We start from the raw sequence: 14762 nt of genomic DNA, 5'->3' as shown, positions 1-14762 counted from the left end.
ATCGCATACCGACGTTCCCCCACGAACGGTGGTCACGAATGACCAACTTCAACCCCGGCCCCGGCCGGGTGAAGCTCGCCCGGCTCATGCGCTCACGCGGACACGACGGCGTGCTCCATGTGCGCACCAGCGGTGGCGCCGAATGCGTCACCGAAATCGACGGTACGAAGTGTGGCGTCCGCTCGAACGACTGGGACTCCGCCAGGCACCTGGACGTGTGGATTCGCGCCCACGCGGACGAGTACGAGCACAAGAAGTTCGTGAAGCTCACGGAAGAGCCGGCCAACGTCTACTCCACGCCTGCCAAGGCGCAGCAGTGAGAGAGCGCGGCGGCGCCACCCGTCGCTGACCGCGGGCACGGCACGCCGTACGGACACCCCGTCCGCCGTGCCGACGTCCCCGCCCCGTTAACCTGGACCACTTGCTCGAACCACACAGGCCCCGGCAGCCCCGGTGACCCTGATGGTTCCGGCACCCCCCCGGCAGTCCCAGCAGTAGACAGGTGTGATCCCAGCGTGCCCCCCACCTCCTCGGCCCCGGCCGGCTCCCCGTTCCCCAAGGCGGAACTGCACCTTCACATCGAGGGCACCCTGGAACCCGAGCTGGCCTTCCGCCTCGCCGAGCGCAACGGCGTCACCCTGCCGTACGCCACCGAGGACGACCTCCGCCGCGCCTACTCCTTCACCGACCTCCAGTCCTTCCTGAACCTCTACTACGCGCTGATGGCGGTGCTGCGCACCGAGGACGACTTCGCCGACCTCGCCGACGCCTACCTGGCGCGCGCGCAGGGCCAGGGCGTCCGGCACGCCGAGATCTTCTTCGACCCGCAGGCGCACACCGCGCGCGGCGTGTCCGTCGGCACGGTGATCGAGGGCCTGACGCGGGCCCTGGACACCGCCGAGGAGCGGTACGGCATCACCACCCGCCTGATCATGTGCTTCCTGCGCGACGAGAGCGCCGAGTCGGCCCTCGCCACCTTCGAGGCGGCCCGCCCCTACCTGGACCGGATCACCGCCGTCGGCCTGGACTCGGCGGAGGTCGGGCACCCGCCGTCGAAGTTCAAGGAGGTCTACGCGCTGGCGCGGGAGGCCGGGCTCAAGTGCGTGGCGCACGCGGGCGAGGAGGGCCCGCCGGCGTACGTCTGGGAGGCGCTGGACATTCTCGGCGTGGACCGCGTCGACCACGGCGTGCGCTGCCTGGAGGACCCGGAGCTGGTCGCCCGCCTGGTCGCCGACCAGGTGCCGCTGACCGTCTGCCCGCTGTCCAACGTCCGGCTGCGCGTCATCGACGAGCTGGCCGACCACCCGCTGCCCGCGATGCTGGACGCCGGCCTGCTGGTCACCGTCAACTCGGACGACCCCGCCTACTTCGGCGGCTACGCCGACGACAACTTCACCGCCGTACGCGACGCCCTGAACCTGGACGAGGAGACGCTGCGCACCCTCGCCCGCAACTCCTTCCGCGCGTCCTTCCTGGACGAGCCGACCCGCGAGGCGTACCTCAAGGAGGTCGAGGCGCACGGCCGCGCGTGACGCAGGCGCGTGACCGGGGCCACTGTTGACCTCAAGTCCGGTTGAGTTCCTAGGTTCTTCCTCAGCGGCGCGACACCCGCGCCGGGAGACGAGGACACGACCATGGAGTACTCGCACAGCGACGCCGAACTCGCCGGCCAGCCCATCGGCTACTGGGCCTGGGCCGCGCACACGGCAGCCGTCACGCACATCCGCACGGGGCTGGCCCGCCACGGGCTGAGCCAGCCCCAGTGGTGGGTGCTCAACCAGCTCGTGGGCCACCCGGACGGCCGCGACCGGGCGGAGGTGACCGACATGCTCAAGGGCTACCTGGACGTCGGCGCCGCCGGCATCGACGCGGCCGTCGGCGCCCTCCTCGGCCGGGGCCTCGCCGCCGCCGACGGCGACCGCCTGCACCTCACCGCCGAGGGCGCGGACCTGCACGCCCGGTGCGCCGCGCTCCAGAAGGAGATGCGCGCGACGATCCACGACGGCATCAGCGACGAGGAGTACGTACGGACGCTCAAGGTGCTCCAGCGGATGATCCACAACGTGGACGGGAAGATGTGGCACCACTGAGCCGCCGGTCGGCCCCTTACCCCCGGGGTAATCGACCGGCCTCCCCGCACCCGGCAGCATCGGGCGTACCGGCGGGAACCCCCGCCGGGCCCGGCCGCAGCCGCGAGGAGAGAGCCATGACCGCCGACCCCACCGCCGACACTCCGGGTACGGCCACGGACCGGCCTCCGGTCGCCCAGACCACCCGGGCCGTCGTGCAGCAGTTCCTCGCTGCCCGGCTGGCCGGGGACACCGGGCGGCTCACCGAGCTGTTCGCCGACGAGGTCGACTGGCAGCTCGCCGAGAACCCCGCCGTCCCGTGGATCCGCCCCCGGCACACGGCCGCCGAATGCGCCGCCCAGGCGGCGGAACTGGCCGCCCACACCGTCCCCGAGGACGCCCGTGCCGCACTCGACGCCTTCCTGGTCGACGGCACCGACGCCGTCGTGACCGGACACGTCGCAGGAACCGTACGCGCCACGGGCAAGAGCTTCGAGGGTCCCTTCGCGCTCCGCCTCACCGTCGAGGACGGGCGCATCACCCGCCATCACCTTTACGAGAACAGCTTGTCCATCGCGGAGGCGTGCAGGCCGTGAGGTTCGGTCCTGCCTCTTCTTCCCCGCCGGTTTCGGAGTCCACCGCCTCCACCCGCACCGCGCACACCTTGAACTCCGGCATCCCCGACGTCGGGTCGAGGGCCGGGTTGGTGAGGGTGTTGGCGCGTCCGGTGCCCGGCCAGTGGAAGGGCATGAAGACCGTGTCGGCGCGGATCGCCTCGCTGTAGCGGGCGGGGGCCACCGCGCGGCCGCGGCGGGAGGTGACCGCCACCGGGTGGCCGTCCTCGATGCCGTACCGCCGGGCCAGCCGCGGGTGGATCTCCACGTAAGGGCCCGGGGCGGCGGCGTTCAGGTCCGGTACGCGGCGGGTCTGCGCGCCCGACTGGTACTGGGCCAGTACGCGGCCGGTCGTCAGCACCACCGGGTACCGGTCGTCGGGCTCCTCGGCCGCCGGGCGGTGGGTGACCGGCACGAAGCGGGCCCGGCCGTCGGGCGTCGCGAAGCGGTCGAGGAAGAGGCGCGGCGTGCCGGCGTGCTCCTCGTCGGGGCAGGGCCAGAAGACGCCGTCCTCGGCGGCGATCCGCCGGTAGGTGATACCGCCGTAGTCGGCCGGGCCGCCGGCCGAGGCGCGCCGCAGTTCGCCGAAGACCTCTTCCGGGTCGGTGGGGAATCCTTTCTCCCAACCGAGGCGGGCGGCGAGGGCATTGAGGACCTGGAGGTCGGTGCGTACGCCCGGCGGCGGGTCCAGCGCGCGGCGCCGCAGCAGCACCCGGCCCTCCAGGTTCGTCGTCGTCCCGGTCTCCTCGGCCCACTGGGTCACCGGCAGGACCACGTCAGCGAGCGCCGCGGTCTCCGACAGCACCACGTCGGCCACCGCGAGGAAGTCCAGGTCCCGGATGCGCTGTTCCACGTGGGCGGCGCGGGGCGCGGAGACGACGGGGTTGGAGCCCATCAGGAGCAGGGCGCGCACGTCCCGGCCGAGCGCGTCCAGCAGCTCGTACGCGCTGCGTCCGGGGCCGGGGAGGGACTCGGGCGGTACGCCCCACACACCCGCCACATGGGCCCGCGCGGCGGGGTCGGCCAGCTTGCGGTAGCCCGGCAGCTGGTCCGCCTTCTGGCCGTGCTCGCGCCCGCCCTGCCCGTTGCCCTGGCCGGTCAGGCACCCGTAACCGGAGCGTTCGCGGCCGGCGCGCCCGGTCGCCAGGCACAGGTTGATCCACGCGCCCACCGTGTCCGTGCCCTTCGACTGCTGCTCGGGGCCGCGCGCCGTCAGCACCATCGACCCGTCCGCCTCGCAGAACATCCGCACCGCGGCGCGCAGTTGCGGCACCGGCACGCCGGTGATCCGCTCCACCAGCTCCGGCCAGTGCGCCATCGCCGCCGCCCGCGCCGCCGGCCAGCCGCTGGTACGCGCCGCGATGAACGCCTCGTCCGTCCGCCCCTCGGCCACCACCAGGTGCAGCAGGCCGAGCGCGAGCGCCAGGTCGGTGCCGGGGCGCGGCGCCAGGTGCAGGTCCGCCTGCTCGGCGGTGCGGGTACGGCGCGGGTCGACGACGATCAGCCGGCCGCCGTTCTCCTTCAGCTCCGTCAGGTAGCGCAGCGCGGGCGGCATCGTCTCGGCCAGGTTGGAGCCGACGAGGACGACGCAGCCGGTGCGGGCGACGTCGGCGAGCGGGAAGGGCAGCCCCCGGTCCAGGCCGAAGGCCCGCTGGTGCGCGGCGGCGGCCGACGCCATGCAGAACCGGCCGTTGTAGTCGATCTGCGAGGTGCCGAGCACCACCCGCGCGAACTTGCCCAGCGCGTACGCCTTCTCGTTGGTCAGCCCGCCCCCGCCGAAGACACCCACCGCGTCCCTGCCGTATCCGGCGCCGGTACGGGACAGCCCGTCGGCCACCCGGTCCAGCGCCGTCTCCCAGTCCGCCGGTACCAGGCGGCCCGTCGCCGCGTCCCTTACCAGGGGCTCGGTCAGCCGGGCCCCCGGGGCGAGCAGTTCGGCGGCGGTGCGGCCCTTGCCGCACAGGGCGCCGCGGTTGACGGGGAAGGCGGGACGCTCCACGACCTCGGCGGGGGCTCCGGTGGCGCCCTGCGGGGTGCGGCGCAGGGCCATGCCGCACTGGAGGGAGCAGTACGGGCAGTGCGTGTCCACGTGCGCGCCCCGGGGCGGGGCCGCCGGGGCGGCGGTGGAGCGGGGGGTGGCGGCGTTCATGCCGCCAGCCTGCGGCGCTCGTGTTTCCGCTGGTCCGGGGCGACGTTACGGGCCGGACAAGGGTGCCTCACGGCGCCCGCACCCGGCGGGTGAGGAGACCGGGAGCGCGCCTCCCGCACCGGGACCGCACCTCCCGCACCGGGACCGCACCTCACGTGCCCGGCCCGCGGCCCGACAGCGCCCGGTAACCGGACGACACGCCCCCGCAACGGCCCGGCAACGCCCGGCTGCCAGGCTCCCCGCATGACCACACGGCTCAGCAGCCGGCCCGCCCTGACCGGACCGGACGGTCTGCCCCGCCCGCACCGCGCGCCCACCCTCGTAGCGGTGGCGCACGGCAGCCGCGACCCCGCCGCGCTGCGCACCGTCACGGCCCTCCTGGACCGCGTACGGCGCCTGCGCCCCGGGCTCGCCGTCCGCCTCGGCCACATCGAACTCGACGAACCCCTGCTCCCGGACATGCTCGCCCGGCTGCGCGGCACGGCCGTCGTCGTACCGCTGCTGCTCGCCCGCGGCCACCACGTCGCCCACGACATCCCCGCCGCGCTGACCGGCGCGCCCCACCTCACGGCGCACCTGGCCCCGCCCCTGGGCCCGCACCCCCTGCTCGCCGAAGCCCTGCACGCCCGCCTCCGCGAGGCCGGGGCCCGGCGCCCCGACGCCGTCGTGCTGGCCGCCGCCGGGTCCCGCGCGCCCGAGTCGGCCGCCGACACGGCCCGTACGGCGCGGCTGTTGTCCGCACGGCTCGGCGGCGTACCCGTCCTCCCGGCCTACGCCTCGGCGCCCGCCGGCAGCCCGCTCTCCGTCCCCGCCGCGCTGCGCGCCCTCGCCGCACGCGGCCACCACCGCCCGGCCCTCGCCTCCTGCTTCACCGCGCCCGGCCGCTTCGCCGCCCAGTGCGCCGCCACCGCTCCCGGGCCCGCCGCCGCGCCGCTCGGCGACCACCCCGCACTGGCCGAACTCGTACTGCACCGCTACGACCGGGCGCTCGCCGCCCGTACCACCTGCGACCGGGACCCCACCAGGGCGGCTACCGTCACGGTATGACGGGCACACGAACGACGGCCGGCCGCGAAGCGGGACACGACGGTACGGGTTACGACGCGGCCGACACCGAACGCTGGGTCGCCGAGCCCGACAAGCGCCCGGGACGCACCGCCTTCCAGCGCGACCGGGCCCGGGTGCTGCACTCCGCCGCGCTGCGCCGGCTGGCCGGCAAGACCCAGGTCGTCACCCCCGGCACCACCGAACACCTGTGGGACGCCAGCCCCCGCACCCGCCTGACCCACTCCCTGGAGTGCGCCCAGGTGGGCCGCGAACTCGGCGCCGCGCTCGGCTGCGACCCCGACCTGGTCGAGACCGCCTGCCTCGCCCACGACCTGGGCCACCCGCCCTTCGGGCACAACGGCGAACAGGCGCTCAACGAGGTCGCCGCGCCCTGCGGCGGCTTCGAGGGCAACGCCCAGTCGCTGCGGCTGCTCACCCGCCTGGAACCCAAACGGTTCGTGCCCGACGCGGACGGCACGGCGGTCAGCGTCGGCCTCAACCTCACCCGCGCCGCCCTGGACGCCGCGACCAAGTACCCGTGGCCGCGCGGCGCCCACCCCACCGACCCCGGTTCGCCCAAGTTCGGGGTGTACGAGGACGACCTGCCGGTCTTCACCTGGTTCCGGCAGGGCGCGCCCGAGGCCGCACGCAGCTTCGAGGCGCAGGTCATGGACTGGGCCGACGACGTGGCGTACTCGGTGCACGACGTGGAGGACGGCCTGCACGCCGGCCACCTCGACCCGAACTGCCTGCTCGCCGAGCCCGAACGTGCCGAAGTGTTCGCGATCGCCGCGGGACGTTACGCGCCCGGCGCGGACCCGGCGGAACTGGGCGCGGCCCTCGACCGCCTGCTCGACCAGGTGTGGTGGCCGCACAACTACGACGGCACCGCCGTCGCCCAGGCCCGCCTGAAAGACGCCACCAGCCAGCTCATCGGCCGCTTCTGCCTCGCCGCCGAGACCGCGACCCGCGCCGCGTGGGGCGAGGGGCGCCGCACCCGGCACCGCGCCCGGCTCGTCGTGCCGCACGGAACCCGGCTGGAATGCGCCGTGTTGAAGGCCGTCGCGGAACGGTACGTGATGCGCAGGCCCGATCAGGAAGCGCTCCGGGCCGAGCAGCGCATCGTCATCGCCGAACTGGCCGAGGCACTGATCGCGCGTGCCCCCGACGGCCTGGACCCGCAGTTCCGCGCGCTGTACGACCAGGCCGAGGCGGCGGGCGACGACACCGCCAGGATGCGGGCCCTGATCGACCAGATCGCGGCCCTCACGGACGCCACGGCACGCTCCCTGCACGCCCGGCTCACCCGGTCGCCCGGTACCCGCTGACCTGGGGCACCGACGGTGTGGGGCCATCATGGACGGGACCGGTGCGACCCCTGGTAACCCGGCCCTCTTCCCGCGGCACGCCGGGTGCGGGACGCTCGGGCTTGAGTGTTTCGAACGAGGGAACAAAACAGGGGCACCACGGGGCGTCCGACCGCGGAACGCGGTATGACATACCCCGGCGCGCGTCCGGGTGGGGGACACGCGGCCGGCCGCGCGGACAGCACGCGGGGGAAGCACTGCGGGGGTACAACGGGGACACGACCGGGGGCGTTCACGGACGCGGACGCACCGCGCCGCAGCGAGGAGGAAGCAAGTGGTCGACGCACACCAGACGTTCGTCATCGTCGGGGGTGGCCTGGCCGGGGCAAAGGCCGCCGAGACCCTGCGTGCGGAAGGCTTCACCGGCCGGGTGATACTGATCTGTGACGAGCGCGACCACCCTTACGAGCGCCCCCCGCTCTCCAAGGGTTACCTGCTCGGCAAGGAGGAGCGCGACAGCGTCTTCGTCCACGAGCCCGCCTGGTACGCCGGCGCCGACATCGAACTCCACCTCGGCCAGCCCGCCGTCCACCTGGACCCGGCGGCCCGCACCGTACGGCTCGGCGACGGCACCCTCATCGCGTACGACAAGCTCCTGCTGGCCACCGGCTCCGAGCCGCGGCGCCTTGAGGTCCCCGGCACCGGCCTGGCCGGCGTGCACCACCTGCGGCGGCTCGCGCACGCCGAGCGGCTGCGCGGCGTACTGCGCTCCCTCGGCCGGGACAACGGCCACCTCGTCATCGCGGGCGCCGGTTGGATCGGCCTCGAAGTCGCCGCCGCCGCGCGCTCGTACGGCGCCGAGGTGACCGTCGTCGAGCCCGAGCCGACCCCGCTGCACAGCGTCGTCGGCCCCGAACTGGGCAGCCTCTTCACCGACCTGCACCGCGAGCACGGCGTCCGCTTCCACTTCGGCGCCCGCCTCACCGAGATCGCCGGCCAGGACGGCGTGGTGCTGGCCGCGCGCACCGACGACGGCGAGGAGCACCCGGCCCACGACGTGCTCGCCGCGATCGGCGCCGCGCCGCGCACCGCGCTCGCCGAGCAGGCCGGGCTGACCCTGATCGGCCCGGCGCACGGCGGCGGCATCGCGGTGGACGCCGCGCTGCGCACCTCCGACCCGCACATCTACGCCGCCGGCGACGTCGCCGCCTTCCCGTACTCCCTGCCGCCCGGCGACGGGGACGACGGCGAGCCCACCGCCCTGCGCGTCGAACACTGGGCCAACGCCCTCAACGGCGGCCCCGCCGCCGCCCGCGCCATGCTCGGCCAGGACGTCACCTACGACCGCATCCCCTACTTCTTCTCCGACCAGTACGACGTCGGGCTGGAGTACTCCGGCTACGCGCCGCCCGGCTCGTACGACCAGGTCGTCTGCCGCGGCGACGTCGGCAAGCGCGAGTTCATCTCCTTCTGGCTGTCCCAGGGCCGGCTCCTGGCGGGCATGAACGTCAACATGTGGGACGTCACGGGACCCATCCAGCAGCTCATCCGCTCCGGCCGGGTCCTGGACCCGAACGCCCTGGCCGACCCGGAGGTCCCGCTGGACTCGCTGCTCTGAGCCGGAGGACCGGCAGGACCGGGGCCGGGCCCGCGCGGCGGGCCCGGCCTTCGACCGAGGACACCCGAACCGCAGCCGAAGGCCAGGGAGAGCCGACCATGCCGCCCACCACGCCCACCGACCCCGGCACGCCCGCCGACGTCGTCACGCCCGCCGACATCGAGGACGCCGCCGCCCGCCTCAAAGGCGTCGCCCACCGCACGCCCGTGCTCCGCTCCCGCACCCTCGACGCCCTCGTCGGCGCCGAGGTGCACCTCAAGTGCGAGAACTTCCAGCGGGCCGGCGCGTTCAAGTTCCGCGGCGCCTACAACGCCGTCTCGCGCCTGTCGCGGGCGGAGCTGGCGCGCGGCGTCGCGGCGTTCTCCTCCGGCAACCACGCCCAGGCGCTCGCGCTCGCCGCGCGCGAGCTGGGCAGCAGCGCCGTCATCCTCATGCCGGAGGACTCGCCGCGCTCCAAGAAGGACGCCACCCTCGGGTACGGCGCCGAGATCGTCACGTACGACCGCTACAACGGCGACCGGGCCGACATCGGCGCGCGGCTCGCCGCCGAGCGCGGCCTGACCCTGATCCCGCCCTACGACCACCCGCACGTCATCGCAGGACAGGGCACCGCGGCGCGGGAGCTGATCGAGGAGACCGGCCCGCTGGACGCGCTGGTCGTACCGGTCGGCGGGGGCGGCCTGATCGCGGGCTCGGCCGTCGCCGCCACCGCGCTGTCGCCCGGCATCCGCATGATCGGCGTCGAGCCGGAGGCCGGGGACGACACCAGGCGCTCGCTGGCCGGCGGCGAGCGGGTGCGCATCCCGGTGCCCCGCACCATCGCCGACGGGCAGGCCGTGGAACAGCCGGGCGAGCTGACCTTCGCCGTCAACCGGCGGCTGGTCGAATCGGTGGTCCTGGTGAGCGACGACGAGATCCGGGCGGCGATGCGGCTGGCCTTCGAACGGCTCAAGATCGTCACCGAGCCCAGCGGGGCGAGCGCGCTGGCCGCCCTGCTGGCCGGGGCCGTCGAGCCGCTGCCGCGCCGGATCGGCGTGGTGGTCTCCGGCGGCAACGTCGGCCTGGACCGCTTCCTGGAGCTGATGGCCTGAGCGGGCGGCACGCCGGGCGGCCGGCGCCCGCCAACCGCCCGGGCCCGCCCGGACTTCATGATCACCGGGCGGGCCCGGACGGGACTGTCGTACCCCACCCGTAGAATTCAGGCGTGGCAGGCAGGATCAACGATGACGACGTGAAGGCGGTGCGGGACGCGGTCCCGATCGACGCCGTCGTGTCCGAGTACCTCCAGCTGCGCAACGCGGGCGGCGGCAACCTCAAGGGCCTGTGCCCCTTCCACGACGAGAAGTCCCCGTCGTTCCACGTCAGCCCCGCCAAGGGCCTCTACCACTGCTTCGGCTGCCAGGAGGGCGGGGACGTCGTCGACTTCATCATGAAGCTCGACCACCTCTCCTTCGCCGAGACCATCGAACGGCTCGCCTCCCAGGCCGGCATCACGCTGCGCTACGAGGAGGGCGGCTACACCCCGGGCCGCCAGCAGGGCGAGCGCACCCGCCTGGTCGAGGCCCACAAGGTGGCGGCCCAGTTCTACGCCGAGCAGCTGGACAGCCCCGAGGCCGAGATCGGCCGCAAGTTCCTCGCCGAGCGCGGTTTCGACCAGGCCGCCGCCCGGCACTTCGGCGTCGGCTACAGCCCGGCCGGCTGGGACCACCTCACCCGCTTCCTGCGCGGCCGCGGTTTCAGCGACAAGGAGCTGATCCTCTCCGGCCTCTCCCAGGACGGCCGCCGCGGCCCCATCGACCGCTTCCGCGGCCGCCTGATGTGGCCGATCCGCGACATCGCCGGCGAGGTCGTCGGCTTCGGCGCCCGCAAGCTGCGCGACGACGACAACGGCCCCAAGTACCTGAACACCCCGGAGACCCCCCTCTACCGCAAGTCCCAGGTCCTGTACGGCATCGACCTGGCCAAGAAGGAGATCGCCAAGACCAGCCGCGCGGTCGTCGTCGAGGGCTACACCGACGTCATGGCCTGCCACCTCGCCGGCATCACCACCGCCATCGCCACCTGCGGCACCAGCTTCGGCGAGGGCCACATCAAGATCCTCCGCCGGCTGCTGATGGACAACGCGGGCTCCGAGGTCGTCTTCACCTTCGACGGTGACGCGGCCGGCCAGAAGGCCGCCCTGCGCGCCTTCGAGGACGACCAGAAGTTCGCCGCCGAGACCTCCATCGCCATCACCCCCGGCGGCATGGACCCCTGCGACCTGCGCCTGGCCAAGGGCGACGCGGCCGTCGCCGACCTGGTCGAGTCCCGCACCCCGCTCTTCGAGTTCGCGCTGCGGCACGTCGTCTCCCGGCACAACCTGGACACCACCGTCGGCCGCGCCGCCGCCCTGGACGAGGCGGCGCCCATCGTCGCCAACATCAAGAACAGCTCCATCCAGCACGAGTCCGCCGTGCAGCTCGCCGGCATGCTCGGCATCCTCGACACCCAGTTCGTGGTCCGCCGGGTCGGCCAGCTCGCCCGCTGGGCCCGCGAGCGCGGCCGGGACGGCCAGGACCAGGGCCGTACGGGCCGCCGCGCCCCCGCCCAGGCCCCCGACGCCGTCCAGCCGCCGCCCGGCCCCCGCGGCCCCGCCCTGAACCTCCGCAGCCCCGCCCACCGCGTCGAGCGGGAGCTGCTCAAGCTGGCCCTCCAGCGGCCCGACCTGGTCTCGCCGGCCTTCGACGCGTACGGCGCCGACGAGTTCACCGCGCCCCCGTACGCCACCGTGCGCCGCTGCATCGAGGAGGCCGGCGGCGCGCTGTCCGCCGCCGGCGACAACACCTACCTCGCCCGGGTCCGCGAGGCCGCCCCCGACGACACGGTCCGCGCCATGGTCACCGAGTTGGCCGTGGAGCCGCTGCACACCCGCCGCGACGCGGACGAGGCGTACGCAGGCGTCCAGTTGGTGGCCGTCCGGCTCGCCGCCGTCAACCGCCGCGTCACGGAGATCCGCGGCGCCCTCCAGCGCCTCGGCCCCAACGCCGACCCCCAGCACCTGGCCGCCGTCCAGAACGAGCTGTGGGTCCTCCAGCAGTACGGCCAGTCCCTGCGCGAACGGGGCTACGCGGCGCTGTAGGCGCGCCCGCGGCCCCCGCCCGGCCGGTACCCACCCCGCCGTAGCCGCACGGTCACCGTACGGACCCAAAAAGTGCCCGCACGCCCCTCGTGGCGGGCATGTGTCGTACTCCACACTGAGGAGCGGTGCCTGAGTCCACGGAGCGCGGCGGGTCCGGGCGTACGGAACCGGAATCCCCCGCGGAACCGCTCTTGACGTACGGGACGGACAGCGGCTCGGCCGCAGACGGTCCCGACCTTTCTGCCGCCTCAGCAGCGATCACACTGGAGGTCGCCCCCGTGCAGACCCGGACCCTCGCCGACGCGCCGGCCGCGGCCACCGTGCCGCACCAGGCCGAGCCGCCCGCGCCCGAAATCCTCGTGGAGGAGATCGCCCCGGAGCCGCCGCCGCGTCCCGAGGCGGGCGGCCCCTCCTCCGACCTCTTCCGCCAGTACCTGCGGGAGATCGGCCGGATACCGCTGCTCACCGCGGTGGAGGAGGTCGAACTGGCCCGCCGCGTCGAGGCCGGCCTGTTCGCCGAGGAGCGGCTGCGCCTCGCCACCGACCTGGACTCCCAACTCGCCCTTGACCTCGACAAACTGGTCGTCCTGGGCCGGATGGCCAAGCGCCGCCTCATCGAGGCCAACCTGCGCCTGGTCGTCTCCGTCGCCAAGCGCTACGTCGGCCGCGGACTGACCATGCTCGACCTCGTCCAGGAGGGCAACCTCGGGCTGATCCGCGCCGTGGAGAAGTTCGACTACGCCCGCGGCTACAAGTTCTCCACCTACGCCACCTGGTGGATCCGCCAGGCCATGTCCCGCGCGCTGGCCGACCAGGCCCGCACGATCCGCGTCCCGGTGCACGTCGTGGAACTGATCAACCGGGTCGTGCGGGTACAGCGCCGGATGCTCCAGGAGCGTGGCTACGAGCCCACGCCCGAAGAGGTCGCCGCCCAGCTCGACCTGGCCCCGGAACGCGTCAGCGAGGTCCTGCGGCTCGCCCAGGAGCCGGTCTCCCTGCACGCCCCCGTGGGCGAGGAGGACGACGTCGCGCTCGGCGACCTCATCGAGGACGGCGACGCCGCGTCCCCCGTCGAATCCGCCGCCTTCCTCCTGCTACGCGAACACCTCGAAGCGGTGCTCTCCACCCTCGGTGAACGCGAGCGCAAGGTCGTCCAGCTGCGGTACGGCCTCGTCGACGGCCGCCCCCGCACCCTGGAGGAGATCGGCCGGATCTTCGGCGTCACCCGCGAACGCATCCGCCAGATCGAGTCCAAGACCCTCAACAAGCTCCGCGACCACGCCTTCGCCGACCAACTCCGGGGCTACCTGGACTAGTCGACGCACCGTTCCGGCTCACGGGGCGGACAGGAACGCCCCCGCGTAACTCTCCTCACGCACCGCGATGTACTGCTGGCGCACCGCCTGCCCGACCGGCAGGTCCTCGCCCGGCTCGAAAACCTGGCTGGCCGCGGCGGGCCAGCGGGGCGGCTCGTGCGCGGGCAGCGTGCCGTGCGCAGCGCCCAGCGCCCAGGCCGCCTGCCGTGCCGCACCCAGCGCCGCGTAGTCCGCCGGCTGCGGCACCACGACCTGCGCCCCGAACAGCCCGGGAGCCGCCGCCTGCACCGCGCCCAGCTCGGCGGCCGCGCCCAGCAGGAACACCCGGCGCACCTCGACGCCGCGCCCGCGCAGCACGTCCAGCGCGTCCGCGAGCCCGCACAGCATGCCCTCGAAGGCCGCCCGCGCCAGGTGCTCCGGCTTCATGCTCTCGCGCCGCAGCCCGTGCAGCGACCCCGCCGTGTGCGGCAGGTGCGGCGTCCGCTCGCCCTCCAGGTACGGCAGCAGCACCATCCCGTACGAGCCCGGCGTGGACTTCAGCGCCAGCTCGGACAAGCCCGCCAGATCCGTGCCCAGCATCTCGGCCGTGCCACGCAGCACCCGCACCGCGTTGCTCACGTGCACCACCGGCAGGAACATGCCCGTCGCGTCGGCGAACGAGGTGATCGTCCCGGTGGAGTCCGCCGGCGCCTCGTGGTGGATGCCGAAGACCGAACCCGAGGCGCCCAGCGACACCACCGCGTCGCCCGCGCCGACCCCCAGCCCGAAGGCGGCGGCCATCGTCTCGCCCGTACCCGCGGAGATCAGCAGCCCCTCGGGGGTGAACCCGGCCGTACCGGAAGGACCCAGCACCTCCGGCAGCCGCACCTGGTGCCCGAGCGCCAGCTCCACCAGATCCGGCCGGTACGCGCCGGTCGCCGCCGACCAATAGCCCGTACCCGAGGCCCCGCCCCGGTCCGTCGTACGCCGCGCCGGCCGCCCCAGCAGCTGCCACACCAGCCAGTCGTGCGGCTGCAGGACCTCGGCGACCCGCGCCGCGTTCGCCGGCTCGTTCCTGGCCAGCCAGCGCAGCTTCGTCAGCGGCTGGGCCGCGTGCGGGACGGCGCCGACGGCCTGCGCCCAGGCGGCCCGCCCGCCGAGCGCGTCGACCAGGTCGGCCGCCGCGCTCTGCGCCCGCCGGTCGTTGCCCACCAGCGCGGCCCGTACGAGGGCGCCGTCGCCGTCCAGCGGCAGCACCCCGTGCTGCTGCGCGGACACCCCGATCGCCTGCACGCCCTCCAGGAGCCCGTTGCCCGCGGCCTCGCCGAGTGACATCAGCCACGCCTGCGGGTCGATCTCGTGTCCCTTTTCGGCGGGGTGCGGCGCGTACCCCTGCCTGATGACGGCACCCGTGTCCGCGTCGCAGACGACGATCCGTGTGCTCTCGGACGAACTGTCCAGCCCGGCGACTATCCCCATGCCCCCAGATGATGCCCCATGGACGGGACGCGGCGGGCGCCCGGGCCGGACCGCGTAACAGGGGGC

At 74.3% G+C, this 14762-nt stretch carries 12 protein-coding genes; 10 read left to right on the top strand and 2 right to left on the bottom strand.

Going from position 1 to position 14762, the window contains the following annotated elements; translation table 11 throughout:
• The first annotated feature begins 38 nt into the window (after positions 1-38).
• The 4 genes from ACH4OW_RS02420 (at position 39) to ACH4OW_RS02405 (ending at position 2665) form a co-directional block, all read left to right on the top strand.
• Positions 39-320: a hypothetical protein gene (locus ACH4OW_RS02420; RefSeq protein ID WP_398024294.1), complete on the top strand. Its 282-nt coding sequence runs from the start codon at positions 39-41 to the stop codon at positions 318-320.
• 195 nt (positions 321-515) lie between these two features.
• Positions 516-1532, top strand: a complete 1017-nt coding sequence (locus tag ACH4OW_RS02415) for an adenosine deaminase (RefSeq protein WP_398024292.1) — start codon at positions 516-518, stop codon at positions 1530-1532.
• 102 nt (positions 1533-1634) lie between these two features.
• Positions 1635-2090 (top strand): MarR family winged helix-turn-helix transcriptional regulator, encoded by a 456-nt coding sequence (locus tag ACH4OW_RS02410; protein WP_398024290.1) that lies wholly within the window; start codon positions 1635-1637, stop codon positions 2088-2090.
• A 116-nt stretch (positions 2091-2206) separates the two neighbouring features.
• Positions 2207-2665, top strand: a complete 459-nt coding sequence (locus tag ACH4OW_RS02405) for a nuclear transport factor 2 family protein (protein ID WP_398024288.1) — start codon at positions 2207-2209, stop codon at positions 2663-2665.
• On the opposite strand, the gene ACH4OW_RS02400 is transcribed toward ACH4OW_RS02405, so the two are convergent.
• The gene (locus ACH4OW_RS02400) at positions 2607-4832 is read right to left on the bottom strand and encodes a molybdopterin oxidoreductase family protein (RefSeq protein ID WP_398024286.1); all 2226 of its coding nucleotides are present in this window, start codon (positions 4830-4832) and stop codon (positions 2607-2609) included. The genes ACH4OW_RS02405 and ACH4OW_RS02400 overlap by 59 nt on opposite strands.
• A 243-nt stretch (positions 4833-5075) precedes the next feature.
• On the opposite strand from ACH4OW_RS02400, the gene ACH4OW_RS02395 reads away from it, so the two are divergent.
• The 6 genes from ACH4OW_RS02395 to ACH4OW_RS02370 all read left to right on the top strand — a co-directional run bounded on the left by ACH4OW_RS02395 (position 5076) and on the right by ACH4OW_RS02370 (position 13238).
• Entirely contained in the window at positions 5076-5879 is an 804-nt protein-coding gene (locus ACH4OW_RS02395; protein ID WP_398024283.1) for a sirohydrochlorin chelatase, read from the top strand.
• Entirely contained in the window at positions 5876-7207 is a 1332-nt protein-coding gene (locus ACH4OW_RS02390; protein ID WP_398024281.1) for a deoxyguanosinetriphosphate triphosphohydrolase, read from the top strand. The genes ACH4OW_RS02395 and ACH4OW_RS02390 overlap by 4 nt, the downstream gene beginning before the upstream one ends.
• 313 nt (positions 7208-7520) lie before the next feature.
• Entirely contained in the window at positions 7521-8804 is a 1284-nt protein-coding gene (locus ACH4OW_RS02385; RefSeq protein WP_360122074.1) for an FAD-dependent oxidoreductase, read from the top strand.
• A 98-nt stretch (positions 8805-8902) separates the two neighbouring features.
• A complete protein-coding gene (locus ACH4OW_RS02380; protein WP_398024279.1) occupies positions 8903-9895 on the top strand; it encodes a threo-3-hydroxy-L-aspartate ammonia-lyase in 993 nt (330 codons plus the stop codon).
• A 113-nt stretch (positions 9896-10008) separates the two neighbouring features.
• Complete coding sequence (gene dnaG, locus ACH4OW_RS02375) at positions 10009-11922, top strand: DNA primase (protein WP_360122068.1); 1914 nt, start codon at positions 10009-10011, stop codon at positions 11920-11922.
• A 125-nt stretch (positions 11923-12047) separates the two neighbouring features.
• A complete protein-coding gene (locus tag ACH4OW_RS02370) occupies positions 12048-13238 on the top strand; it encodes an RNA polymerase sigma factor (protein WP_360122065.1) in 1191 nt (396 codons plus the stop codon).
• Between the two features lie 18 nt (positions 13239-13256).
• Here the strand turns inward: ACH4OW_RS02370 and ACH4OW_RS02365 are convergent, their stop codons facing one another.
• Entirely contained in the window at positions 13257-14696 is a 1440-nt protein-coding gene (locus ACH4OW_RS02365) for an FGGY family carbohydrate kinase (protein ID WP_360122062.1), read from the bottom strand.
• Between the last annotated feature and the right edge of the window lie 66 nt (positions 14697-14762).

Source organism: Streptomyces sp. NPDC017056, assembly GCF_044332485.1.
In the GTDB taxonomy this organism is placed as follows: domain Bacteria; phylum Actinomycetota; class Actinomycetes; order Streptomycetales; family Streptomycetaceae; genus Streptomyces.
This window is presented reverse-complemented; position numbering and strand designations above follow the sequence as displayed.

What these genes read in the sequence shown, in the direction of transcription:
- ACH4OW_RS02390 (WP_398024281.1), top strand. Translation starts at nt 5,876, where the DNA reads ATGACGGGCACACGAACGACGGCCGGCCGCGAAGCGGGACACGACGGT.
- ACH4OW_RS02365 (WP_360122062.1), bottom strand. Translation starts at nt 14,696, where the DNA reads ATGGGGATAGTCGCCGGGCTGGACAGTTCGTCCGAGAGCACACGGATC.
- ACH4OW_RS02420 (WP_398024294.1), top strand. Translation starts at nt 39, where the DNA reads ATGACCAACTTCAACCCCGGCCCCGGCCGGGTGAAGCTCGCCCGGCTC.
- ACH4OW_RS02395 (WP_398024283.1), top strand. Translation starts at nt 5,076, where the DNA reads ATGACCACACGGCTCAGCAGCCGGCCCGCCCTGACCGGACCGGACGGT.
- ACH4OW_RS02400 (WP_398024286.1), bottom strand. Translation starts at nt 4,832, where the DNA reads ATGAACGCCGCCACCCCCCGCTCCACCGCCGCCCCGGCGGCCCCGCCC.
- ACH4OW_RS02410 (WP_398024290.1), top strand. Translation starts at nt 1,635, where the DNA reads ATGGAGTACTCGCACAGCGACGCCGAACTCGCCGGCCAGCCCATCGGC.
- ACH4OW_RS02380 (WP_398024279.1), top strand. Translation starts at nt 8,903, where the DNA reads ATGCCGCCCACCACGCCCACCGACCCCGGCACGCCCGCCGACGTCGTC.
- ACH4OW_RS02405 (WP_398024288.1), top strand. Translation starts at nt 2,207, where the DNA reads ATGACCGCCGACCCCACCGCCGACACTCCGGGTACGGCCACGGACCGG.